Source organism: Panacagrimonas perspica (assembly GCF_004364935.1).
GTDB lineage: Bacteria > Pseudomonadota > Gammaproteobacteria > Nevskiales > Nevskiaceae > Panacagrimonas > Panacagrimonas perspica.
Genome location: NZ_SOBT01000008.1, coordinates 1,265,467 through 1,288,192, shown reverse-complemented (window position 1 = coordinate 1,288,192; position 22,726 = coordinate 1,265,467). Strand labels below are relative to the sequence as shown.

Sequence of the window (22,726 nt, the reverse complement as noted above, 5' to 3'; positions counted from 1 at the left end):
GGGATCGCTCGAGCATTGCATCGACCGTACCGTCGCCAAGATATTGAAACGTATGAACGTTCGATCGAGCCACGCTTGCAAGGCGCGGCGAGCGGGCGGACGTTGCCATGCAAGCTGCCAGACGTCTCGTTTTCGCGGGACTTTCCCGCTCCAGTCTCAGGCCCGTCCCGGCTCGAGCCCAGGGCTGATCCGACCCCGGAGGCGCGCCATGAAAGCGCTGATGCGGGACGCCATCGAAACCTCCGAGGCCTCCTTGATGGATTCGACCTGGTGCGCAGCGCGCAAGGCAGGTGTCGCCACCATCGCGGAATGACGTGCCATCGCGGCGACCAGGCTCGTCGACAGCAGATTCCGCCGCAGCGGCTTGGGCAGGAAGCGGAACACCTGGCCCTGGTTGATCAGGCCGACCAGGACGTTGATATCTCGAAACGGCGTCATCACCAGCGTGACGACCTGCGGGTGTTGCGCCTTGAGCAACTTGAGCAAGGGCACGACCGACTGCGAGCCGACCTGCAGCTCCGAGACGATCACGCCGATCTCCTGCCGGGCGAGTTCCTCGAGCGCCGCCTCGATCGACGTCGTGCCGATGATGCGTCGAGACGGCGGCGCCAGTTCGCGCACGGCGAGCGTCACCGAGGGATCGGCGTCGATCACCAGGATGGCCGCTGCGCTGGTCTCCGGCACGTGAGGATTCAGATGCGCGGCGAACAGGCCCTCGGCGATCAAGGAGGCCTGCTGCACCGACGTGCGCAGGTCCTGGACGTCCCAGGGCTTGTTGACGAAGCGGAAGATCTCGCCTTCGTTGACGCTGGCCACGACCGCATCGAGTTCCGAATAGCCGGTCAGCAGGATGCGCATCGTGTTGGGCGAGATCGCGCGGATTTCCCGCAGCAGTTCGGCGCCCAACATCTGGGGCATGCGCTGGTCCGAAACGATCACGTCGACGCGCTCGCGCCGCACGCAGTCGATGGCGAGCCGGGGTTCGGTGGTTGCCAGGACGCGGAAGTGGGGCCGGAACATCATCGCGAGCGAACGCAGGATGCGCTCCTCGTCGTCGACCAGCAGCAGGGTCGGCTTGGCAGCGGCGGTCGTCACGAAGCCTCGGCTGGAGTGGTGGGCTGGAGCGGCAGGCTCAGCACGAACTTCGTGCCGCGTCCCTTTTCGGACACCACGTCGATGCGCCCGCCGTGGGCCTGCGCGATCTGGTAGCTGATCGACAGCCCCAGCCCGGTGCCCTGGCCGACGGGTTTGGTGGTGAAGAACGGATCGAAGATGCGCGGCAGGACGTCCGGATCGATGCCCTTGCCGTTGTCCTGCACGTGCACGCGCACCCAGCGCTCGTTGCTGTCGGTGCGCAGCAGCAGCTTGCCGTTCGAGTGCTCGATCGACTGCGCCGCGTTGGTCACCAGGTTGAGCAGGATCTGGTTGATCTGCGACGGGCTGCACCGGACCTTCGGGATCTCGCCGTAACGCCGGACGATCTCGACCTTGGACTTGAGGAGGTTGTGGGCGATGACCAGCGTCTGGTCGACGCAATCGTTGAGCGAGACTTCGTCCTGGTGCACCTGATCCAGCCGCGAGAAGTTGCGCAGGCCCAGCACCAGCTCCTTGATCGAATCCAGGCCGTGCAGCGTGTCGTCGAACAGCGTTGCCGCATCTTCGAGCACGCCGGATTCGCGCAGCATCTCGATCCGGTCCCGCAGGTGTTCATGGGCGGAACGATCGACGACCCGGCTTGCGCCCTCGACCTGCGCGGCCTCGACGATGCCGTCGGCGTCTGCCGCCACTTCGCCCAACTGCACGAAGGTCTCGCGCATCATCTCGACGTTGTTGCGGACATAGCCGAGCGGTGTGTTGATCTCGTGCGCCACGCCCGCGACCATCTGGCCGAGCGACGCCATCTTCTCCGACTGCACGAGCTGCGCCTGCGAGGCCTTCAGTTCCCGATAGGCCGCCGACAGCTTGCGCGTGTCCGCCTTGACGCGGCTGCGCAGCGCGCCGAGCAGGTCCATCACCAGGCCCATGCCGAGGTAGCGACCGCCCTCGACGATGACGAAGTCCTCCGTGATCGGGCTGCCCATGCGGCCGGTGACGTAGTCCGCCGCCTGCTCCAGGCTCACCCCGATGTCGACCACCAGCGGCGCGCGGTTCGTGACCCGCTCGACCGGGCGCGGTCCGTAGAGTTCGCGGCCGAAACGGCGAAGGAAGATCCCGTTGAGCTGGTGCCGGCTGATGGTCCCGACCAGCTGGTCGCCTTCGACGACGGGCAGGCACAGCAGTCCGGACAACTCGGGAGCAAGGAACAGATCCGCGGCCTGTTCGATCGTGGCGCGGGGCCCGACGGGGCCGACGGCGCGCATCAGAGGACGGATGTCGCCCTCCGCCGTTGTCGACGGCGACGTCAGCCGTCGAGGTGGGGCGTCGTCCATCGAACGAGTCTAGGTCGACGGACATGAAGTTCCGGTTGCGGGCACGTGAACGGAATGCGACGCCGTTGGCGTGGAGGGTGGGCACGACGGCGTGCCCGGCGATTCGTGCGTCACGTTCGGCTGCCGTGACGGTCCTTACGTCGGACTCCGTGCACCATTGGCACGAGCTGCCGCGACGATTCGCGGACCCCCACCCGATGGAGTCATTTCATGTCGCAGGAGCAGTCGGCACAGAGCGCCGCAATGGACAAGCCTTTTGGTTCGAGTTCCGACTCGACGCTCTGGATCAGCCTGGGTGTCGGATTTCTGCTCATCGGTTCGCTCGCTGCCGCGCACATCGTCAGCTCGGCTTCCGATGCCTCGGCAAAAAAAGCGGCCGTGCATGTCCAGGCCAAGAGCCACACCACCAGCCCGGTCTATCGCTGTGCCGATGGCGGCGTGAGCTTCTCTCCCTGCAAGAAGTGAGGGCAGCGGTACCCGGGTGAGCGGGGGCGCTTGGGCAAGCCCCCATCCGGTGTCGCCCTAATTGCTGGGTGCAGGTCTGCGAACCAAGGTGGTGAACGACGCACAGCTGTCGTTCGCCACCGACCAGGGGAGAGACTGCACCATGAAGATGGGCGTGATGTTCGATTTCCGGAACCCGAAGCCCTGGCGCAAGCCCAACCCGGAGTTCTATAAATCGCAGCTCGACGAGATCGTGCGGATGGAAGAGCTCGGTTTCGACAACTGCTGGCTCACCGAGCACCACTTCGTCGAGGACGGCTACAACCCCGCGACCTTGCCGGTCGCCGCCGCGATCGCCGCTCGCACCAGCCGCATTCGCATCGGCACCTTCGTGCTGCTGATGCCGTTCCACAACCCGGTGCGACTCGCCGAGGACGTCACGAGCATCGACATCCTGTCGAACGGCCGGTTCGACCTCGGCGTCGGTCAGGGTTACCGCGCTGGCGAGTTCTCGGCGCTGAAGATTCCACGCCGCGAACGTGCGCCGCGCATGGCCGAGGGCATCGAGCTGGTCCAGCGCCTGTTCACCGAAGAGAACGTCACGTTCGACGGCCGCTTCACGCAGGTCGAGAACATGACGATCTATCCGCGCCCGGTGCAGCAGCCGTCGCCGCCGATCTGGATCGGTTGCCGCACCGAGAAGGCGACGGCACGCGCAGCCCGAATGGGCTTCCACATGATGGCCACGATCGGCCCGGACCCGGCGCCGTCGTACCGCGCCGCGCTCAAGGAAGCCGGCCGCGACCCGAGCGCCTTCAACATCGCGCAGCTGCGCATGGTCTACACGGCGAAGACGACCGACCAGGCCTGGGAAGAAACCGCCCCGCACCTGCACCACATGCTGAAGCTGTACGGCGACTGGTTGTCGGAAGCCAACGACGCCGAAGGCGACAGCGCGATGAGCGAGATCCCGTCGCCGGAGAAGCTGCGTTACTCGCCGTACGCCGAGGGCATGATGATCGGCACGCCGGACGAGGTGGCGCGCAAGATGGAGAAGTTCCGCAAGGAATACGACTGCTCGCACTTCGTCATGGGAACGCAGATGCCCGGCGCCGATCCGGTCAAGGCGACGCGCGCGCTGGAACTGTTCGCCAAGGAAGTGATGCCGAGTTTCCAGACGAAATAGGCATCAGGTTCACGTAAAGACGGGCGCGTCCAGCCAAGCGGTCGGGGCTGACGCCCCTCCTATAGATGTCTCGACCCTGGAGGAGGGGCGTCAGCCCCGACAGGACCCACGCAGGTCGTCCCTAGGACGCACCCGGATGGGCCGCGCTCCACGCTGGCGCGACACTCGACCCCACCGCCGCCGGCCACGGCCGGCTCCCTTGTGACTCAGGAGGACGCTCGCCATGGCGCTCAAGCTGGCCTGTGCATTCGCAACGTCGGAATCCAGCCACGAACACGCTCGTATCGCCGAAGAACTCGGCTACGAGCGGGCGTGGTTCTACGATTCCCCCGCGCTGTATCCGGACGTCTGGGTGCAGCTTTGCCGCGCCGCCGACCGCACGAAGCGGATCTCGCTGGGGACCGGCGTGCTGGTGCCCCATCTGCGTCACCCGATGGTCACGGCGGCAGCGATCGCCACGCTGGTGTCGGCGGCGGGCCAGGATCGCGTCGTCGTCGGCATCGGATCCGGATTCACGGCGCGCGTCAGCATGGGCCAGCGACCGCTGACGTGGCGCTTCGTCGCGGAATACATGGTCGCGTTGCGCGGGCTGCTGCGAGGCGAGGACGTCGAGTGGGAAGGCGCGATGACGCGCATGCTGCAGTGGGACGGCTACGGCGCGAAGCGGCCGATCGACGTGCCGTTCGTCGTGGCCGCCGGCGGGCCCAAGGGTGCCGCTATCGCCAAGGAACTCGGGCAGGGCGTCTTCGGCGTCTTCGAACCGCAGGCCGGATTCGACTGGAGCGTCGTGCTGCTGTTCGGCACCGTGCTGGACAAGGGCGAATCGCCCGATTCCGCGCGCGCGATGGCCGCGGCAGGACACGGCGGCAGCGTGCTGCTGCATTACTTCCTCGAACACCACATGCTCGACCAGATTCCCGGCGGCGAAGTCTGGGCGCACGCGTACGACAACGTGCCAGCCAACAAGCGTCACCTCGCCATGCACGATGGCCATCTCGTCGGCGTCAACGCGCAGGACGCGCCGTACATCACCGGTGACCTGCTGGCGCGCAACAACATGTCGATGAGCCGCGACGCCTGGCGCGAGCGTCTGGCCGCGCTGGAGGCCAAGGGCGCGACGGAGGTCGCCTTCCAGCCCGCGGGTCCGGACATTCCGCGCGAGCTCGAGGCCTTCGCCAAGATGATGCAGGGCTGACCACGATGCGATCCTTCGCGCCATGACGGCACTCAAGCTGGGTTACAAGGCGTCGGCCGAGCAGTTCGGCCCTCGCGAACTGCTCGAATTCTCGGTGCTCGCCGAGAACAGCGGGTTCGATTCGGTCTGGATCAGCGATCATTTCCAGCCCTGGCGGCATGTCGGCGGCCATGCACCGTTCTCGCTGGCGTGGCTCGGTGCGCTCGGTGCGCGAACCGATCGCGTGCTGCTCGGCACCAGCGTGCTGACGCCGACGTTCCGCTATCACCCGTCGATCGTCGCGCAGGCCTTCGGCACGCTGGGCGCGCTGTTCCCGGGCCGCGTGGCGCTGGGCATCGGCACCGGTGAATCGCTCAACGAAGTCCCTTCGAGCGGCCTGGCCTGGCCCGAGCAATCCGAGCGGACCGCGCGCTTCAAGGAAGCGCTCGATCTCATCCGCCGCCTGTGGCGCGAAGAGCGGCTGAGCTACGAGGGCAAGTTCTACAAGACGCACAACGCGACGATCTACGACCGGCCGGCCGAGCCGGTGCCGATCTACGTCGCCGGCGCGGGCCCGTACATGGCCAAGCTGGCCGGCGAGCAGGCGGACGGCTTCATCTGCACCAGCGGCAAGCCCTGGCCTTTGTACTCGGAGACGCTGCTGCCGAACGTCGAGGCCGGGCTGGCCAAGGCCGGCAAGCCATCCGATGGCATCGATCGCCTGATCGAGATGAAGCTTTCGTTCGACACCGATCGCAACCGGGCGCGCGACGACACGCGCTTCTGGGCGCCGCTGTCGCTGTCGCCGGAAGAGAAGATGAACGTCGAGGATCCTTGCGAGATGGAGCGGCTGGCGGATGCGCTGCCCATCGAGCGCGCGGCCTCGCGCTGGATCGTCAGCGACGACGTCGACGAGGTGATCGAGAAGGTGCGGCCGTATGTCGATCTGGGCTTCAACCACCTGGTGTTTCACGCGCCGGGTCCGGACCAGGCGCGCTTTCTCAAGCTGTTCGGCGAACGCCTCGCCGAGCCTCTGCGCCGGGCCTTCGGTTGACGCTCATGGACCGCCACGACGCGGTTCTCGGCAAGACTGCTCGTCCGGGCACCTGTTGCTGCGTGCCTCGTCGTGGGAAGGTATGACGATCAGGCAATCGGCAGGGAGACGGTGATGCAGATCGGCATGGTGGGTCTCGGACGCATGGGCGCGAATCTTTCGCGACGCCTGATGCGCGCGGGGCATGAGGTCGTGGCGTTTGACATCAACACCGGTGCCGTGAACGCGCTGGCGCAGGACGGCGCGGTGGGTGTGACGAGCCTGGATGAACTGATTGCCCGCCTGGCGCCGCCGCGCGCCATCTGGCTGATGCTGCCGCACGGCGACAATACCGAGAACAGCCTGCAGTTCATTGCGCAGCGACTGCAGCGCGACGACATCCTGATCGACGGCGGCAACAGCCATTTTCACGACGACGTGCGCCGCGCCGCGCAGTTGGCCGAGCGCGGCATCCGCTATCTCGACGTGGGCACCAGTGGCGGCGTGCACGGACTCGAGCGCGGCTACTGCCTGATGGTGGGCGGAGATGCCTCCGCGTTCGAGAGGCTGGACCCGATCTTCTCGACGCTGGCTCCCGGCCGCGGCGACATTCCCGCCACTGGCTCTCGCGAAGGTTTCGACCGGCGAGCGGAGCAGGGTTACCTGTACTGCGGACCGGCGGGCGCGGGTCACTTCGTCAAGATGATCCATAACGGGATCGAGTACGGAATGATGCAGGCGATGGCGGAAGGCTTCGACATCCTGCGCAACGCTGGAAAATCCAGCCTGCCGGAAGGGCATCGCTACGATTTCCCGCTCGCCGATGTCGCCGAACTCTGGCGCCGCGGCAGCGTGGTGTCGTCCTGGTTGCTGGATCTCACCGCCGAGGCGCTGGCCGAGAATCCGACCCTGTCCCGCTTCTCGGGCGTGGTCGAGGATTCGGGTGAAGGCCGCTGGACGGTTCAGGCCGCCATCGACGAGGCCGTGCCGGCCGAAGTGCTCACCGCCGCGCTGTTCGCCCGGTTTCGCTCGCGGCAGGACCACACGTTCGCCGAGAAGCTGCTGTCGGCGATGCGCTACAAGTTTGGCGGTCACGTCGAGAAGCCGGCCTGATCCCATGTGGGCCATCGTGCCACTGAAGTCGCCGCATCTCGCGAAGTCCCGCCTCGCTGCGGTGCTGTCGCCGGACGATCGCAGGGCGTACTTCTTCGAACTGGCACAGCGGGCCATCAATGCACTGAAGGCCACGCGCGGCGTCGAGCGCGTAGCCGTGATCACGGCGGATGAGGAGGTCGCGGCCTTTGCGCGACGCCTCGGCGCGCGGGTGCTGCAGGAGGCGGTCGAAGCGGGAACCGCACAGGCCTTCGCGTCGGCCATCGAACAACTGCGTCCCCACGCATTGCGCCGCGTGCTGATGGTGGCGGGCGATCTGCCGCTGGTGTCGTCGCGCGCGCTCGAGGTCGTCGTCGATGCGTCGACGCGGCACGACGTCGTCATCGTGCCGGATCGATTCCGGGCCGGGACCAATGTGCTGGCCTGTTCGCCGCCGGACGCCATCGCGCCGTGCTTCGGTCCCGACAGCTATTCACGTCATCTCGCCGCCGCGCGGGCTGCGAAGCGCACGCACTGCACGCTGTCGCTGGACGAACTCGCGTTCGACATCGACGTGCCTGCCGATCTCGAACATCTGCGGCTGCAGTCGCGTGTTGCCGTCGAGGGTCTGCCGGTTCTGCGCGCGCGACTCGAACCGGCGACAACGGCCGCATGAACGCTCCGATGCTGCCGACGCCTCCGCAGAGTCCTACCGCCTTGCTCACGGACGCCGACGCCTATGCGCTGGCGAAGATCGCCGACTGGCGCGAGCTCGCACCGCGTGCCGCTGCGCTTCGCGACGCTGGCTTCGGTTCGACGGTCACATATTCGCGAAAGGTGTTCGTGCCGCTGACGCAGCTCTGCCGCGACGTCTGCCACTACTGCACGTTCGCCAAGACACCGCGTCGGCTGGAGAAGCCGTACCTGCTGCCGGATGACGTGCTGCGCATCGCGCGTGCCGGTGCGGCGATGGGCTGCAAGGAAGTGCTGTTCACGCTCGGCGACCAGCCGGAGCTGCGATACGCGCGGGCGCGTGAGGCGCTGGCCGAACTCGGCTTCACGCGGACCGTGGATTACCTCGCTCACGTCGCGGGGCTCGTGCTGAAAGAGACCGGGCTGCTGCCGCACATCAACGCGGGCGTGCTCTCGGCCGACGACATCGCGCAGTTGCGCAAGGTCGCGCCGTCGATGGGGCTGATGCTCGAATCGGTGTCCGAGCGCCTGTGTGAACGCGGCGGGCCGCACTTCGGATCGCCGGACAAGGTGCCGGCACGACGCCTGGAGACCTTGCGCTGGGCGGGCGAGGCGAAGGTGCCGATGACCAGCGGCATCCTGATCGGCATCGGCGAGACGCGTGAAGAGCGCATCGCCTCGCTGCTGGCGCTGCGCGAGCTGGCCCAGCGATACGGGCACCTGCAGGAAGTGATCGTCCAGAACTTCCGCGCCAAGCCCGGCACCGCGATGCACGACGCGCCGGAACCCAGCGCGGACGAGCTGTGCTGGACGGTGGCTGCGGCGCGCCTGATCTTCGGTCCGCAGATGAGTCTGCAGGCGCCGCCGAATCTGTATCCGGGCGATCTCGTCGACTTGGTGCAAGCCGGCATCAACGACTGGGGTGGCGTCTCGCCGGTGACGCCCGATCACGTGAACCCCGAGGCGCCGTGGCCGCATCTGGATCGACTGGCCGACGACACGGCACGGGCGGGCGCGAACCTGGTCGAGCGGCTCACGGCATATCCGTCCTACGTGCAGGACCGTGACACGTGGATCGCGGAATCGCTGCACGGGCCGGTTCTGCGCTGGTCGGATGGAACCGGCCTGGCCAGAGTGGGGCAGTGGGCCGCCGGCGTTCCGGGCGACGGCAACGTCGACGATCTGCGTGATGTGGCATTGATGCCGCCGCGCCGTAGTTCCGCCCTCGAACCGATCCTGTCCGCGGCACGCCGGGGCGACACGCTCGACGAGACGCAGATCGAAGCCCTGTTCTCGGCTCGCGGAGAAGACTTCACGCGCGTCTGCACGGCGGCCGATGCCTTGCGCGCCGAGACGGTCGGAGACGTGGTGACGTACGCGGTGGTGCGCAACATCAACTACACCAACGTGTGCCTCTACAAATGCGGCTTCTGCGCCTTCTCGAAAGGCCGCGCCCACGAGGCGCTGCGCGGCCGTCCGTACCTGATCGATCACGACGAGATTGCGCGCCGCGTGCGCGAGGCCTGGGACCGCGGCGCAACCGAGGTCTGCATGCAGGGCGGCATCCATCCCGCTTTCACCGGCCAGACCTACCTGGATATCTGCCGCACCGCGAAAGCCGCCGTGCCCCAGATGCACGTGCATGCTTTTTCTCCGCTCGAAGTCAGCCACGGCGCGCGCACGCTCGGCGTGTCGGTCACCGAATTCCTGCAGGCCTTGCGTGCCGCTGGTCTCGGGTCACTGCCCGGAACCGCCGCCGAGATTCTCGACGACGAGATCCGGCGCCAGATCGCGCCGGACAAGCTGGATACCGACGGCTGGCTCGACGTGATCCGCCAGGCGCATCGCGTGGGCCTGCGCACGACCTCGACGATCATGTACGGGCACATCGAAGGCTATCGGCACTGGGCTCGACACCTGTTGCGCCTGCGTGCGCTGCAGGCGGAGACCGGCGGGCTCACCGAATTCGTACCGCTGCCGTTCGTGCACATGGAGGCGCCGATGTACCTGCGCGGCCGCGCTCGCAAGGGCCCGACCCTGCGCGAAGCGCTGCTGATGCACGCGGTGGCGCGCCTGGCGCTGCATCCGCTGATCCCCAACATCCAGGCCTCGTGGGTCAAGCTCGGCCCGCAGTGGGCGCAGCGCTGCCTGCAGTCGGGTGCGAATGATCTGGGCGGCACGCTGATGAACGAATCCATCAGCCGCGCCGCGGGCGCCGCACACGGCCAGGAGTTCTCGCCGGAGCAGATGGAAGCGCTCGCAGGCGACATCGGCCGCCCTTCGCGACAACGCACGACCCTGTACGGGACCGTCGACGAAGCGCGCATGCAGGCGGGGCGATCGGCACTTCCGCTGCTGGCCGTACACAACGCCCCGGTCACCGGACGATCATCGATTTCGGCGTGAGCGTTCCTTCGCATGCGCTGACGTTCGAGGCCGTCGATGGTCTGCCCGAGGTGCGCGCCGGCGACGACCTCGCGGCCTTGCTCGCCGAGGCGCTGGATCGGCCTGCCGCGCCGGCTCCTCTGGCCGACGGCGACGTGCTGGTGCTGGCGCAGAAGATCGTCTCCAAGTCGGAAAACCGGTTCGTGTCGCTCGACACCGTCGAGCCGCGCGCCGAGGCGCTGTCGCTGGCAGCACGATGCGGCAAGGATCCGCGGCTGGTGGAACTGGTGCTGCGCGAGTCCAGCGAGATCGTGCGCGTGGCGCCGAACGTGCTGATCGCCCGTCACCGGCTCGGCTTCGTCGTGGCCAACGCCGCCATCGACCAGTCCAACGTTCCCGACGGCGACGAGCGCGTGCTGCTCCTTCCGGTCGACCCTGACCTGAGTGCGCAGCGCCTGGTCGACGCGGTTCATGCGCGCTTCGGCGTGAAGATCGCGGTGCTGATCGCGGACAGTTTCGGTCGTCCGTGGCGCCTGGGCGTCTGCGGCGTGTGCATCGGTTGCGCAGGCCTCGAAGCCCTGGTGGATCTGCGCGGCCAGTTGGACCGGCAGGGCCGGTCACTTCAGGTCACGCAGCTGGCGATCGCCGATCAGCTGTGCGCCGCAGCGTCGATGGTGCTCGGCGAAGCAGCTGAAGGCCGGCCGGTGGTGCGTGTGCGCGGCGTGCCTCAGCGTTACCTGCAGAACCCGCGCGCCGCGCGCGTGCTCGTCCGATCGTCCGCCGAAGACCTGTTTCGATGACGTCGAGTCCGCGCGTGCTCGCGTTGTCCGGCGGCGTCGGCGGCGCGCGACTCGCAGCAGGACTTGCGCGCGTGCTGGCGCCCGAAGCCCTGACCATCGCCGTGAATGTCGGCGACGATTTCGAGCACCTGGGCCTGACGATCTGTCCGGACCTGGACACCGTCCTGTACACGCTGGGCGGTGTCGTGCATCGCGGGCAGGGATGGGGACGCGACCAGGAGACCTGGCACACGCTCGATGCGATGCGCAGCCTGGGTGGCGAGGACTGGTTCCTGCTGGGCGATCGCGACCTCGCGCTGCACCTCGTGCGTCGACAGCTTCTGGCGCAGGGTCGGTCGCTGAGCGAGGTGACGCAGGATCTTTCGCGTCGCCTGGACGTGTCACATCGCATCGTGCCGGTGACGGACGCGCGCCTGCGCACCCGTGTTCACACCGTCGCCGACGGCGAACTCGGCTTTCAGGATTACTTCGTGCGCCGGCGTTGCCAGCCGGCCGTGCGCGCGCTGACGTTCGAGGGCGCCGAGGAGGCGACGCTGTCACCGGGCCTTGCCGAGGTGCTGGCCGATCCCGCGCTCTCGGCCATCATCGTGTGTCCGTCGAATCCCTACCTGAGCGTGGCGCCGATGCTGGCCATCCCGGCGCTGCGTACGGCATTGCGCGTCACGCACGCGCCGGTGATCGCGGTGTCGCCGATCATCGGCGGCGAAGCGGTGAAGGGACCCACGGCGAAGATCATGCGCGAGCTCGGCGTGGAGCCGACGGCGACCGTGATCGCCGAGCTCTACGCGGACTTCGTCGATTGCGTGGTGGTCGACACCTGCGACGCATCACGCGTGGCCGGTGATCCGCGATTCGCCGTTGCGCCGACGTGGATGCGCAACGACGACGACCGCTTCGCGCTGGCCCAGGCCTGCCTGGACCTGGCGCGACAACGGAAGGGTTAGCGCGGCGAGCCTCAGGCCCGCGTCAGGACGACGACCGGGATCTCGCGTTCGGTGCGCTTCTGGTAATCGCGATACGGCGGATAGACGCCGACCATCATTTCCCACAAGCGCTTGCGCTCTTCGCCGCCAGCGATGCGCGCGACCGCGTCGAAGCGATCGCGGACGACCTGCACCTGGACCTTCGGATCGGCCTCGAGGTTGAAGACCCACGCCGGGTTCTGCGGGGCGCCGCCCTTGGAACCGACGATGACGTAGTTCGCGCCGTCCTCTCCGTAGATCAGCGGCATCGTGATCAGGCGGCCGGTCTTGCGGCCGCGCGTGGTCAGCAGCAGGGTCGGCGTCTTCTGGTGACCGCCGAAAGCGCTGCCGTCCCAGTAGTGCGCAGCCTCGGGATCACGGTCGTATTCCTCGAGGTGCTGGACGATCCAGTCCGGCACCACGTGTTGCTTCGCCTTTTCATGGAACTCCGTCAGGATCGGGGGTTCTGGCTTGCGCTCGTCGCTCATGAGCTGCTCCTCGGGATGCACGGAAAGGGGGATCGCGTGGCCCCGAGTTTACGGCGAGCCCGGATCGATCGGACCTGTTGAGGGTTTGCCCCGATTTCCGCCGCCCTTCGATGACCCCAGCCTCTGGGGCCGGGGCGCAGCAGGGGCGGCGCCGCGCAGGTCCAGGGAGATCGCGATGCGCCAGGGATTGCTGTTCACCGGCGGAGCGCCGCTGAGCCAGATCGTCGAGACGGCTCGCGTGGCGGAGGCCGAGGGCATGGACGCGGTGTATTGCGTCGAGGCCTATCGCAGCGGCTTCGTGCCACTCGCGGCCATCGCCGCCGCCACCACGCGGATCGCCCTCGGGCCCTACATCCTCAACGCCTACGCCCGCACGCCGTACATCGCGGGCCTGAGCGCCGTCGATCTCGACGAGCTCTCGGGCGGACGCCTGATCCTGGGCGTCGGGCCTGGCAACGTGCACATCAATCGACGCTTCCAGGGCCTGGAGACCGGGCGTCCGCTGACGAAGATGCGCGAATACGTCGAGCTGCTGCAGCAGATCGTGCGGGCGCCGCTAGGGCGCGCCGTTCGTTATGAAGGGCAGATCCACCAGATGCAGTGGGAGCCACGGGTGGCGCCGGTGCGCGCCAGCATCCCGGTGTGGCTGGCGGCCATCGGTCCCAAGATGATCCGCGTGGCCGCATCCGTGGCCGACGGCGTCGCGCTGGGCGTGCTGATGTCGCCCGAGTACGTGCGCGACAAGATCCGGCCTTCGATCGTCGAGGCGGCGAGCGCAGCAGGACGTGAGGCGACGAAGCTGCAGGTGCCGATGGGCGGCCTGATCGCGGTGGATGAGAATCTCGATCGTGCGCGCGCCACCATCAAGGCGACGATCTGCAGTTTCTTCGATCCGATTCCGCACCCTTACTACGACTTCCTGCTGCGCGAGCAGGGGTTCTCGAAAGCCGCCGATGCCTGCGCGCGCTTCGGTCCACAGGGAAAGATCCAGGCCGCGGTGGATCAGATGGACGACGCGGTGGCGGACCGCCTGGCCTTCGTCGGCACATCGGCGCAGTGCGCGCAGCGCCTGAAGGCCTACGAGGGGCTGATCGACGAAGTGATCTATCTCAACGTCGGTGGCGCCGGCGCCGCGAATCTCTGCGACGCGCATCGTCCGGTCATGGCGATCAGGCGGGCGATGACGGCCTGAGCCTGCGAGTCGTCGACGTCCGGCACCCGGTCAGGTGCCGGACGCCGCTGCATCACGCATCGAGCGTGAAGCCCACCTTCATCGTCACCTGCCAGTGCGCGATCTTGCCGTTCTCGACATGGGCACGCTGCTGCAGCACCTCGACCCACTTGATGTTGCGAATGGTCTTCGAAGCACGGCCGATCGCCGTCTCGATCGCGTCCTCGATGCTCTTCGGCGAAGAGCCGGTCAGTTCCAGCGTTTTGTAGACGTGATGGTCTTCCACGAGATGCTTCCTTCTGTTCGGAGTGAGGAAGGATCGATGCTCGGGAGCCAGCATGACGGGTGCCTGAATGGCGTCCTCACGACGGGCATCTCCGGACGGGCAGTCGAGGCTGACGCCCCTCCGACAGGGTCGAGATGCATGTAGCAGGGGCGTCAGCCCGACAGGATCTGCGCAGAGGGTCCTAAGCCGGTCCGGGACGTTCGCGAAGTTCGCGGTTCTCCGCTTCCAGCGCCTCGATCCGTTCGCGCAAGGCCTGGACCGTGGTGTCGACCGTCTTCGCGTCGTACTTGCGCGGGATGTGCTGCTGGCAGTTGGTGTCCCAGGCCTTCACGCGAAACAGGATGGCCTGCTCCGGGCGTGCGCGGTAATCGGGCGGCATGAACCGCTCGCGGACGCGATCGTTGAGCGCGATGACCCGGGCACGGCCCCAGATCTTCACGCGGCGCCGGTTCGCGTAGTCCATCAGGAACAGGATCGCCCGCGGGTTCTCCGAGAAATTGCCGGTGCTGATGTATTGCCGGTTTCCCGCAAAGTCGATGAAGCCGAGCAGCGAAGGTTTGAGGACGCGGATGAAGCCGGGCGGTCCGCCGCGATGCTGGATGTACGGCTGGCCGTCGCGGCTGGCGCTGCCCAGGTAGAAACTGTCTCGCGCCGCCAGGTAGTCCGCGAGGCCGGGGGTGATCGTCGTGCGCCACCCGCCGTCGTCCTCCATCTCGCGAAAGCCTCGCCGCGAGCCGCGTTCTTCCTGGATCCTCTTGACCGCGGGCGTGAAGGCGACGTCGCTGGAGAACTCGTCCATGGAGCGGATTCTGCCCGTCGCGCGGCTGCCTCGTCAGCACCTTCGTTGGGGCTGACGCTCAATCCGGGCCGGCGGCCATCGTCCAGAACTGCGCGAGGATCGAGGCCACCCGCTCGGGATGTTCCTCGGGGAAGAACAGCTTTCCTCCCGGGATCACGCTGATCTGCTGCAGCCCACCGAGATTTTCGCGCAGCCATGCAAGCGACGGTGCGGTGTCGAACACCACGTCGCCGTCGCCCCAGATGACCTGCGAGGGAATCTTCGACGCCTTCAGTTGCGGTGCCGCGGCCATCAGCTGCGATCGGTTGGTCGCCCAGTCGGCGAGCTTCTTGAACTGCTCGATCCGTTTCTCCGAGGCCAGCAGAGGTTCGAGATAAAGCTGGATGTTCCCGGTACTGAACGTCGCGACGTTCTCGTAGACCAGCGCTCCGAGCTGCTGCTGCCCGAAGGCGGTGTCGGTCAGCATCACGCGCATCGCCGCCGTGATGTCGCCGGCGACGACGGCTTTGTAGAACCCGGTCAGGAGCGCGTTCGGCCAGAGATCGAGCACCTCGCAATTGGCCAGCGTCAGGCTGCGCACACGCGACGGATGCGTCGCGGCGAAGATCTGGGCGATGCCGCCACCGGTGTCGCTGCCCACCAGATCGACGGTCTGGATGTCGAGCGCGTCCAGCAGCGCCGCCACCATGCTGGCCTGCGACGCGAACGAAATGTCCTGGCCGGCCGGCACATCGGAATAGCCGAGGCCCATCAGGTCCGGGGCGATGCATCGCCGATGCGGCGCGAGGCGCTCGATGACGTCACGCCACTGGTAGCTGCACAGCGGCAGGCCGTGCAGGAAAAGTGTCTCCGGACCGCTTCCCTGTTCGAAGCAGGCGATGGTTCCGGAACGGGTGTCGACGCGTTGCTGGGCCTTCCTGAATTGCTGGGGTGTCATGAGGGACTCGGTGCGTGATCTCGGCCTTGGAACAGGACTCTTCCGCCGAGCGCACCGTATTCAGACGAAGGGGTGCCAGCAATTACTCAGGACGTAATGCCGGCTCCCGACCGCTCCCTCGCCGAATCACGCAGCCGCGCTTGCAGGCGTGGCCGTTCGCGATGCTTTTCGCGCCGTGCGAGACGCGGAAGCGGCAGGGTCTTTTGCCCACAACGTCCGGGTCAGATACAGCAGTCCGCCGAGTCCCAGCGCGAGGCCGGCGGCCTTGACCGGCTTGCGGCGCGCATAACCGCCGACAGCCACGACGACCGATGGCGCGAAGCGGGCGAGCGCTGCGAAGCGGCTGTGCTGCAGCGCGGCCTCGGCGATTGCTGCGCCTTCCTCGATCAGCGGCGCGACGGCGCGTGAGCGTCCTTTTGTCGCGGTTGTCTTGGCCGTCGTCCGGCGGCGACCCTGCGAGGGTGAGCGGCGACGTGTGGGGGTAGGGGTGGATTTCATGGCTGGCTCCTGAGTGATGGACACGATCGTGTGCACAGCCCTCCGCGATTATCGTGCCCCGGGTTTCCGCGCTCACACAGTCGTCCGTCGATAGGAGCTTCTACGTCGTTGGCGACAACGCACGAGGACCAAGAACGGACGGGCCGACGCCGCCATCCGTTGCAACCGACCGCCTGCGGCTCTCGTGCTGGAAGTTTATTTCGAGCGATGCCAACGAGTTCGGAATTTCGGAAGAGATGGGAACGCCCCGTGCTGATGCCGCGTCGCTGCCCCACCTCTGAAAGGACAAGACAACATGCGCCCCCTGATCTCGCTCTATCTCTCTGCTGCCCTGTGCAGTGCCACTCCGTTTGTCGCCGTCGCGGCCGACGCGCCGGCGGAACCAATGAAACCCTCCGCCGTCGGCAAGATGGTGATGTCGGCTGACGACAAGGACTTCTTCCCGGCTGCCGCCTCGGCCGGCATGCTGGAAATCGAGACGTCCAAGCTCGCGCTCCAGACCTCGCAGAACGCGGACGTCAAAGCCTTCGCCAAGCAGATGGTCGAGGATCACACCAAGGCCGACGCAGAATTGAAGGCCCTGGCCGCCAGCCGAAGCGTCGCGCTGCCGACGGCGATGTCGAAGCATCACCAGATGATGTACGACCATCTGAAGGACGAAAAGCCGGGCAAGGATTTCGACAGCGCGTACCAGAACACGCAGGTGGTCGCCCACAAGGAGGCGGTGACGCTCTTCAGCAAGGCCTCGACCGACAGCAAGAATCCCGAGGTGAAGGCCTGGGCCGCCAAGACGCTGCCGACGCTCCAGCATCACGGTGCGATGGCCAAGGATCTGGATCAGAAGATCAAGTAACGCGACTCGTCATGCGCCCGCCGAAGCGACGCTTCGGCGGGCGAGGGTGGCGTCACCGGCACCTGATCAGGCCAGCGTTCTCACCGCCGGTTCGCGTTCGAAGTATCGCGACTTGGCCGCCTCGACGAACGCGTTGCCCAGCTTCGTGACACCACTTCCCGGTTCGACACCCGCCTTCTTCAGCAAGGGCGCGGCCGCATCGCTCGAACCCACCGCCTTGAGATGGCCGTAGGCATCCATCACGAACTGCACCGCGGCCGACTCCTTCAGCAGGGCGGCGCAACCGTCTGCGGAGATCACGACCGCGATGGCGTCGAACAGCTGCGAGGGTGTGCCGGCGAGCTGTCCATCGGCGCTGATCGTCGAGCCGTCGGCCAATGCCACCTTCGCGACCTTGGGCGCGACCACTTTCACCGCGCCGCCCGCCGCCTCGATGCCAGCGCGCAGTTTCTTCAGTTCCGCACCGTCGGTGCCATCCGCCACCAGCACGCCCACGGTGCGGCCTTCCAGCGTCTTCTTCATGTTCTTCTGGATCGATAGCGCATCGCTCGGCGTCATTTCGACGGAACGGCGAGCTGCCTTGGCCTTGGCCGGCAGATCGATCCCGATACCGGCGGCGACGCGCTTCGCCAACCCTTCGTCCACGTTGCGCAGGTTCGCCACCATGCGGGCCGGAATGCCTTCCAGTTGCACTTTCGAGAGTTCGAACACGAACGACGACGCGATGTGTGCCTGTTCGTTTTCGGTCTGCGACAGGAAGAACAGGCGGGCCTGGCTGTAATGATCCGCGAACAGCTCCGCGCGCACGCGCAGCTTGTCGCCCGACACGTTCTTGCCCAGGTCGGACGTGCTCGCAAAACCGGTGACCGGACATTCGCGCGGACCGCCGATCTCGCCGTGCTCCTTCAGCGAGTTCGGTTCGTAGTTGGCGCGCCCCTTGGGGACGTTCATCTGCATCTGGCCGTCGCGCTGGAAGTTCAGGTACGGACACTTCGGCGCGTTGATCGGCAGCTGGTGGAAGTTGGCGGTCCCCAGACGCGACTTCTGCGTATCGAGGTAGGAGAACAGGCGTCCCTGCAGCAGCGGGTCGTCGGTGAAGTCGATGCCCGGAACGATGTTCGCGGGACAGAACGCAACCTGTTCGGTCTCGGCGAAGAAGTTGTCCGGATTCCGGTCCAGCACCATGCGGCCGACGATGCGCACCGGGATGTCGTCTTCCGGAACGATCTTCGTCGCATCCAGTACGTCGTAGGTTTGGGCGTCGGCAAAGGCCTGGTCGAAGAGCTGGACGCCCAGATCCCACTCGGGGAAGTTGCCGTTGACGATGGATTCCCAGAGATCACGGCGGTGATAGTCGTTGTCCGCGGATTGGAGCTTGACCGCCTCCTCCCACACCGTGGACTGCAGACCCAGACGCGGCTTCCAGTGGAATTTGCAGAACGTGACCTTGCCCTTCGCGTCGACGAGCTTGAAAGTGTGGACGCCGAATCCTTCGATCATCCGCAGCGACCGCGGGATGGTCCGATCCGACATCGCCCACATCAGCATGTGCGTGGTCTCCGGCATCAGCGAGGCGAAATCCCAGAACGTGTCGTGGGCGCTGCCGGCCTGCGGGAACGCGCGGTCGGCCTCCATCTTCACGGCATGCACGAGGTCTGGAAACTTCATGGCGTCCTGGATGAAGAAGACCGGGATGTTGTTGCCGACGAGGTCCCAGTTGCCTTCCTGCGTGTAGAACTTGACGGCGAATCCGCGCACGTCGCGTGGCGTATCGACCGAGCCCGCGCCTCCGGCGACGGTCGAGAAGCGCACGAATACCGGGGTCTTCTGTCCTTTCTTCTGGAAGAGGTTGGCCTTCGAGACGTCGGACAGGCTGCGCGTCACCTCGAAGTAGCCGTGCGCGCCGGAGCCACGGGCGTGCACGATGCGCTCGGGAATCCGTTCGTGATCGAAGTGAAAGATCTTTTCCCGAAGGACGAAGTCCTCGAGCAGGGCCGGCCCCCGGCTGCCGGACTTCAGGCTGTTCTGATTGTCCGAGACGCGGATGCCCTGGTTGGTCGACAGGTGGCCGTCGGCATGATGAGGGCCCTCATGCGGAACGTGCTGGTGCGTCTCGCCACCGGCTCCGGTGGCGACGTCGAAATCCTGGGATCGGGGCTTGGGCTTGCTGGGCTTCTTGTTGGGCATGAGGCTCTCTGCGCGGCGGAACGAGGGCCGGCGTCGTCGCAAGTCTCACGCCCGGGACGGCGGCCATGACGAAAAGGAGTTGAAGGCGCCGGAACTCGGCGCGCCCTTCTACCCGGAAAGCTTGTGTCCCTGCTCCGGCGTGCCGGGCATCGTTGTGCTCACGGACCGTGGCGAGCGGCGGGAACCTGCAACACCCCCGCGAACACGCCTCGCTGCGTTTGTCGTTTCTCCGCCGCCTTCCGCGACCCGCCATACTGGTGGCTCATTCGTCCGAGTACGCGGGATGCAAGGCAAGGTCGCGGTTGTTGAATGTCTCAAGGAACTTCTGCGTGGCGAACTGAGCGCGCGCGACCAGTACTTCGTCCACTCCAGACGCTACGCGCACGTCGGGCTGATGGCGCTGTACCGGCGCATCGATCACGAGATGCAGGAGGAGACCCAGCACGCCGATGTTCTGCTGCGGCGCATCCTGTTTCTCGGCGGCGAGCCGGACATGCATCCCTTGCCCTTCGTGGCCGGCAAGGACGTCGAGGAAATGCTGGCCAAGGATCTGGCCACCGAATACGAAGTGCGGGGCCGGCTGCAGGCTGCCGTTGCGCTGTGCGAGCAAGAGCGCGACTTCGTCTCCAGGGACCTGCTGCTGCCGCAGCTCGTCGATACGGAGGAAGATCACGCGCACTGGCTCGAGCAGCAGTTGGGCCTGATCCGCTTGATGGGGCTCGAGAACTACCAGCAGGCGCGCTCCGCCTAGGACAGGCCGCGAACCCGGAACGACACCGCCGCAGACCGGCGGTCCCCGGAGCAGCGGCAGCCGATCCGCCCCAGCGTTGGCCAGTGCTTCAGCGGATCTGGCCGATTCTCTGCGTCAATCCCTCGAACCCCGGAATGACGGCGAGCGCCTCGCGCCAGGCCGTCAGCGACGGCCGCAGGTCCCCGCCCGCTGCCTGAAGGCGCTCGGCTGCATCGAACCATGAGGAGAGATTCGGCTCCCATTGCGCAGGATTGGAGCCGATCAGGCGCGTGCTTTTCCACGATGCGAGCTGGCGGTCCAGAAACGCGGCGTAGGCGGGCGCCAGCGTCGGCGAGGGCCGCGGCTCGACGTACGCGATGTAGCCGGCCACCGCTGCGTCGGCGCCGTCCACGCCGAGGCACTCGATCATCTGCGCTTCGAGATCGGGCCGCGCCGCGAGACGTGCGCGTGCTTCGGCCTGCACCGATTCGGTGGGCGACCACAGGTACTGGCTCACGGCGAAGAACGGCGCGTCCACCGGAAGGGTCGCGAAGTTGTCGATGTCCCACTGGGCGCGCTGCTTACGGGCTTCCTCGAACGCGCGCTCGTCCGCCTCGAATCGCCTTTTGCGACGCAGCGCGGTGTCGACGAGGGCTTTCAGCAGCAAGGCAAGGCCGGCGAGGGCAGGCAGGCCGAACAGCACAAGGGCGGCGATGCGACGGGTCGCGCCCCCATCCGGATGAAGCGAAAGCAGGCACGCCGCGCCGACGACCCCCGACATGGCGATGCCCAGCGCGCGTGACGCGCCACGATCGAGCAGCGAGAACAGCGCCATGCCCAGGCAGACCAGGATGCCGACCGACAGCATCAGCCAGACGAAGCGGTTGTCCAGGATCCAGGCGAAGTGCCCGGACAGGCTCCCGATGGCGAGAAAAAGAAGCGCCAGTGCAAGGCTCGGCACGAACACCAGCCATACGCCGACGGGGCCTTCGGGGCCGAATCGGGGCGTTTTCATGAACGTCGCGATCAGGCCCACGAGCGACGCCAGCAGCAGGTAGAGCAGCACGTTCAGCAGTATCGACATCCCCGAATCTCCCGTACCGATGGCCGGCCGAGGATAGCGTGTGGGCGCGGTGTCGCCGCCGGGTCGAGCGGTAGTTCCGATCGCGGGTACGCCAGATGCTGACTCTCAAGTCCGCGGCATCTGCCGTACTTGAGCAAGGAGCATGACAATGGCCTCGAAGAATCCAACCTGGTGGACGCAGGAACACGACAGCCGCTGGGATCTGGTGAAGGCCGCGTTCCGTCGCGACTGGGAGCAGACCAAGCACGATCTCGGATCCGACAAGGCGCGCGATCTGCAGCAGAGCGCTGCGGACACGGTGAAGCAGGCGGGGGGCAAACAGCAGGCTGCCGGCGTCATCACGCGTCCGTCCTATGACGAGATGGAACCCGCATTTCGCTATGGCCACGGCGCACGAAGCCAATTCGGCGCAACGTGGAGCAACGATGTGGAGACGCGTGTGCAGCGTGACTATCCCGGTGACTACGCTCGCGACCGCGACTACGTGCGCCGCGGGTACGACTATCCGCCTGTTGCCTGAACCTGACTGACAAGGTGTGAGCGCCGACGGCTTCGTGCCGTCGGCTTTTTTTTGTGGCCGGCGTGGGCTGCAGGCGCCTCAGGCTTCGGCGAAGAACTGGCTGGGGGTTTGGTCGAACTGCTTGCGGAACATCGTGGCGAAGGCGCTCGGACTCTCGTATCCCAGCGCCATCGCAACATCGATGACCCGCTCACCGGTGGCCAGCAGCTCCAGCGCGCGCAGCAGGCGGGCCTGCTGTCGCCACTGGCCGAAGGTCATGCCGGTTTCCTTCACGAACAGGCGCTGGATGGTCTTCACATCCACCTTCAGGCGCTTCGCCCAGTCGCTCATCGTCGAGGCGTCGTGCAGATGCAGTTGCAGCAAGCCGCAGATCCGGACGAGTCGCGGGTCCTTCGGCATCTGCAGGTGCAGCGGCAACACCGGCAGCGCGCGTAGCTCGTCGAGGATCAGGCGCATGACCCGGCCGTCGCGGGTGCCGGGCACATAGGATTGCGGCACATCCATGGCGGCGCGGATGAGTTCGCGCAACAACGGCGATATCCCCACGGCCCGCGTGCGGTCCAGCAGGTTCGGGGCGGCGTCGGGCGTCACCGTCAGGCTGCGCATGTGGACTTCACCGACGCAGCGAATTTCGTGCGTCATGCCGGCCCGCATCCAGATACCGCGCGTGGGAGGGACGACCCAGCGTCCGGCCTCGGCCTGCACCACCATCACGCCCTGCACGGCGTAGATGAGCTGATGCTTGGCAGGGTTGTGCGGCTCGATGTACCAACCGGCCGGAAAATCCGTGGCCCGTGCCGTCACCGGTGACGAGGCTGCGTCGATTTCCTTGAGGACGAGCGACAGGTCCTGCGGCTTGCGCGAGGAGCCTGTGTCCTTTTTGCGAGGGTTCCTGGTGGATTGGCGCACGACAGGCGTCGAGTCAATTTCGATAATTGTGGCACGCCTGACCCGCGCCACCGGTAGCCGGGCGAG

23 protein-coding genes are annotated in these 22,726 nt (G+C 66.7%); 13 read left to right on the top strand and 10 right to left on the bottom strand.

Going from position 1 to position 22,726, the window contains the following annotated elements; translation table 11 throughout:
* Positions 1-156: 156 nt before the first annotated feature.
* Together DFR24_RS05800 and DFR24_RS05795 are read right to left on the bottom strand one after the other, a co-directional pair.
* Positions 157-1,095: a response regulator gene (locus DFR24_RS05800; protein WP_133880363.1), complete on the bottom strand. Its 939-nt coding sequence runs from the start codon at positions 1,093-1,095 to the stop codon at positions 157-159.
* Positions 1,092-2,360: an ATP-binding protein gene (locus tag DFR24_RS05795; RefSeq protein WP_407075116.1), complete on the bottom strand. Its 1,269-nt coding sequence runs from the start codon at positions 2,358-2,360 to the stop codon at positions 1,092-1,094. The genes DFR24_RS05800 and DFR24_RS05795 overlap by 4 nt, the downstream gene beginning before the upstream one ends.
* A 279-nt stretch (positions 2,361-2,639) precedes the next feature.
* Here DFR24_RS05795 and DFR24_RS05790 point away from each other — a divergent pair, with 279 nt between their 5' ends.
* From DFR24_RS05790 to cofD, 9 genes are all read left to right on the top strand, one after another.
* Positions 2,640-2,894 (top strand): hypothetical protein, encoded by a 255-nt coding sequence (locus DFR24_RS05790; RefSeq protein ID WP_133880361.1) that lies wholly within the window; start codon positions 2,640-2,642, stop codon positions 2,892-2,894.
* A gap of 91 nt (positions 2,895-2,985) precedes the next feature.
* Positions 2,986-4,059: an LLM class flavin-dependent oxidoreductase gene (locus DFR24_RS05785; protein WP_133880360.1), complete on the top strand. Its 1,074-nt coding sequence runs from the start codon at positions 2,986-2,988 to the stop codon at positions 4,057-4,059.
* Positions 4,060-4,282: 223 nt separating this feature from the next.
* On the top strand, positions 4,283-5,254 hold the full coding sequence (locus tag DFR24_RS05780; RefSeq protein ID WP_133880359.1) for an LLM class flavin-dependent oxidoreductase: 972 nt from the start codon (positions 4,283-4,285) through the stop codon (positions 5,252-5,254).
* 22 nt (positions 5,255-5,276) lie between these two features.
* On the top strand, positions 5,277-6,287 hold the full coding sequence (gene fgd / locus DFR24_RS05775) for a glucose-6-phosphate dehydrogenase (coenzyme-F420) (RefSeq protein ID WP_133880358.1): 1,011 nt from the start codon (positions 5,277-5,279) through the stop codon (positions 6,285-6,287).
* 114 nt (positions 6,288-6,401) lie between these two features.
* The gene (gene gnd, locus DFR24_RS05770) at positions 6,402-7,379 is read left to right on the top strand and encodes a phosphogluconate dehydrogenase (NAD(+)-dependent, decarboxylating) (RefSeq protein WP_133880357.1); all 978 of its coding nucleotides are present in this window, start codon (positions 6,402-6,404) and stop codon (positions 7,377-7,379) included.
* A 4-nt stretch (positions 7,380-7,383) separates the two neighbouring features.
* Positions 7,384-8,034: a 2-phospho-L-lactate guanylyltransferase gene (gene cofC, locus DFR24_RS05765; protein WP_133880356.1), complete on the top strand. Its 651-nt coding sequence runs from the start codon at positions 7,384-7,386 to the stop codon at positions 8,032-8,034.
* Positions 8,031-10,457, top strand: a complete 2,427-nt coding sequence (gene cofH, locus DFR24_RS05760; RefSeq protein WP_210772435.1) for a 5-amino-6-(D-ribitylamino)uracil--L-tyrosine 4-hydroxyphenyl transferase CofH — start codon at positions 8,031-8,033, stop codon at positions 10,455-10,457. The genes cofC and cofH overlap by 4 nt, the downstream gene beginning before the upstream one ends.
* On the top strand, positions 10,454-11,236 hold the full coding sequence (cofE, locus tag DFR24_RS05755) for a coenzyme F420-0:L-glutamate ligase (protein WP_133880355.1): 783 nt from the start codon (positions 10,454-10,456) through the stop codon (positions 11,234-11,236). The genes cofH and cofE overlap by 4 nt, the downstream gene beginning before the upstream one ends.
* Entirely contained in the window at positions 11,233-12,180 is a 948-nt protein-coding gene (gene cofD, locus DFR24_RS05750) for a 2-phospho-L-lactate transferase (RefSeq protein WP_133880354.1), read from the top strand. The genes cofE and cofD overlap by 4 nt, the downstream gene beginning before the upstream one ends.
* 11 nt (positions 12,181-12,191) lie before the next feature.
* Here the strand turns inward: cofD and DFR24_RS05745 are convergent, their stop codons facing one another.
* On the bottom strand, positions 12,192-12,686 hold the full coding sequence (locus DFR24_RS05745; protein WP_133880353.1) for a nitroreductase family deazaflavin-dependent oxidoreductase: 495 nt from the start codon (positions 12,684-12,686) through the stop codon (positions 12,192-12,194).
* 175 nt (positions 12,687-12,861) lie between these two features.
* On the opposite strand from DFR24_RS05745, the gene DFR24_RS05740 reads away from it, so the two are divergent.
* Positions 12,862-13,878 (top strand): LLM class flavin-dependent oxidoreductase, encoded by a 1,017-nt coding sequence (locus DFR24_RS05740; protein WP_162851068.1) that lies wholly within the window; start codon positions 12,862-12,864, stop codon positions 13,876-13,878.
* Positions 13,879-13,930: 52 nt separating this feature from the next.
* Here DFR24_RS05740 and DFR24_RS05735 read toward each other — a convergent pair whose 3' ends face one another.
* The 4 genes from DFR24_RS05735 to DFR24_RS05720 all read right to left on the bottom strand — a co-directional run bounded on the left by DFR24_RS05735 (position 13,931) and on the right by DFR24_RS05720 (position 16,377).
* The gene (locus DFR24_RS05735) at positions 13,931-14,143 is read right to left on the bottom strand and encodes a dodecin (RefSeq protein ID WP_210772436.1); all 213 of its coding nucleotides are present in this window, start codon (positions 14,141-14,143) and stop codon (positions 13,931-13,933) included.
* Between the two features lie 181 nt (positions 14,144-14,324).
* Positions 14,325-14,951, bottom strand: coding sequence for a pyridoxamine 5'-phosphate oxidase family protein (locus DFR24_RS05730; protein WP_407075115.1), 627 nt, complete (start codon positions 14,949-14,951; stop codon positions 14,325-14,327).
* Positions 14,952-15,000: 49 nt separating this feature from the next.
* Positions 15,001-15,879: an alpha/beta fold hydrolase gene (locus DFR24_RS05725; RefSeq protein WP_133880349.1), complete on the bottom strand. Its 879-nt coding sequence runs from the start codon at positions 15,877-15,879 to the stop codon at positions 15,001-15,003.
* A 126-nt stretch (positions 15,880-16,005) separates the two neighbouring features.
* Positions 16,006-16,377 (bottom strand): hypothetical protein, encoded by a 372-nt coding sequence (locus DFR24_RS05720; protein ID WP_133880348.1) that lies wholly within the window; start codon positions 16,375-16,377, stop codon positions 16,006-16,008.
* A gap of 295 nt (positions 16,378-16,672) precedes the next feature.
* Between DFR24_RS05720 and DFR24_RS05715 the strand changes: the two genes are divergently transcribed.
* Positions 16,673-17,230, top strand: a complete 558-nt coding sequence (locus tag DFR24_RS05715) for a DUF4142 domain-containing protein (RefSeq protein WP_246051524.1) — start codon at positions 16,673-16,675, stop codon at positions 17,228-17,230.
* Positions 17,231-17,296: 66 nt separating this feature from the next.
* Here DFR24_RS05715 and DFR24_RS05710 read toward each other — a convergent pair whose 3' ends face one another.
* Positions 17,297-19,417, bottom strand: a complete 2,121-nt coding sequence (locus DFR24_RS05710; RefSeq protein ID WP_133880347.1) for a catalase — start codon at positions 19,415-19,417, stop codon at positions 17,297-17,299.
* Between the two features lie 283 nt (positions 19,418-19,700).
* Here DFR24_RS05710 and bfr point away from each other — a divergent pair, with 283 nt between their 5' ends.
* Positions 19,701-20,168, top strand: coding sequence for a bacterioferritin (bfr, locus tag DFR24_RS05705; protein ID WP_133880346.1), 468 nt, complete (start codon positions 19,701-19,703; stop codon positions 20,166-20,168).
* Positions 20,169-20,256: 88 nt separating this feature from the next.
* Here the strand turns inward: bfr and DFR24_RS05700 are convergent, their stop codons facing one another.
* On the bottom strand, positions 20,257-21,231 hold the full coding sequence (locus DFR24_RS05700; RefSeq protein ID WP_133880345.1) for a hypothetical protein: 975 nt from the start codon (positions 21,229-21,231) through the stop codon (positions 20,257-20,259).
* 148 nt (positions 21,232-21,379) lie between these two features.
* Here DFR24_RS05700 and DFR24_RS05695 point away from each other — a divergent pair, with 148 nt between their 5' ends.
* Positions 21,380-21,751 (top strand): hypothetical protein, encoded by a 372-nt coding sequence (locus DFR24_RS05695; RefSeq protein ID WP_133880344.1) that lies wholly within the window; start codon positions 21,380-21,382, stop codon positions 21,749-21,751.
* A 78-nt stretch (positions 21,752-21,829) separates the two neighbouring features.
* On the opposite strand, the gene DFR24_RS05690 is transcribed toward DFR24_RS05695, so the two are convergent.
* A complete protein-coding gene (locus tag DFR24_RS05690; RefSeq protein WP_211346586.1) occupies positions 21,830-22,711 on the bottom strand; it encodes an AraC family transcriptional regulator in 882 nt (293 codons plus the stop codon).
* Positions 22,712-22,726: the final 15 nt, after the last annotated feature.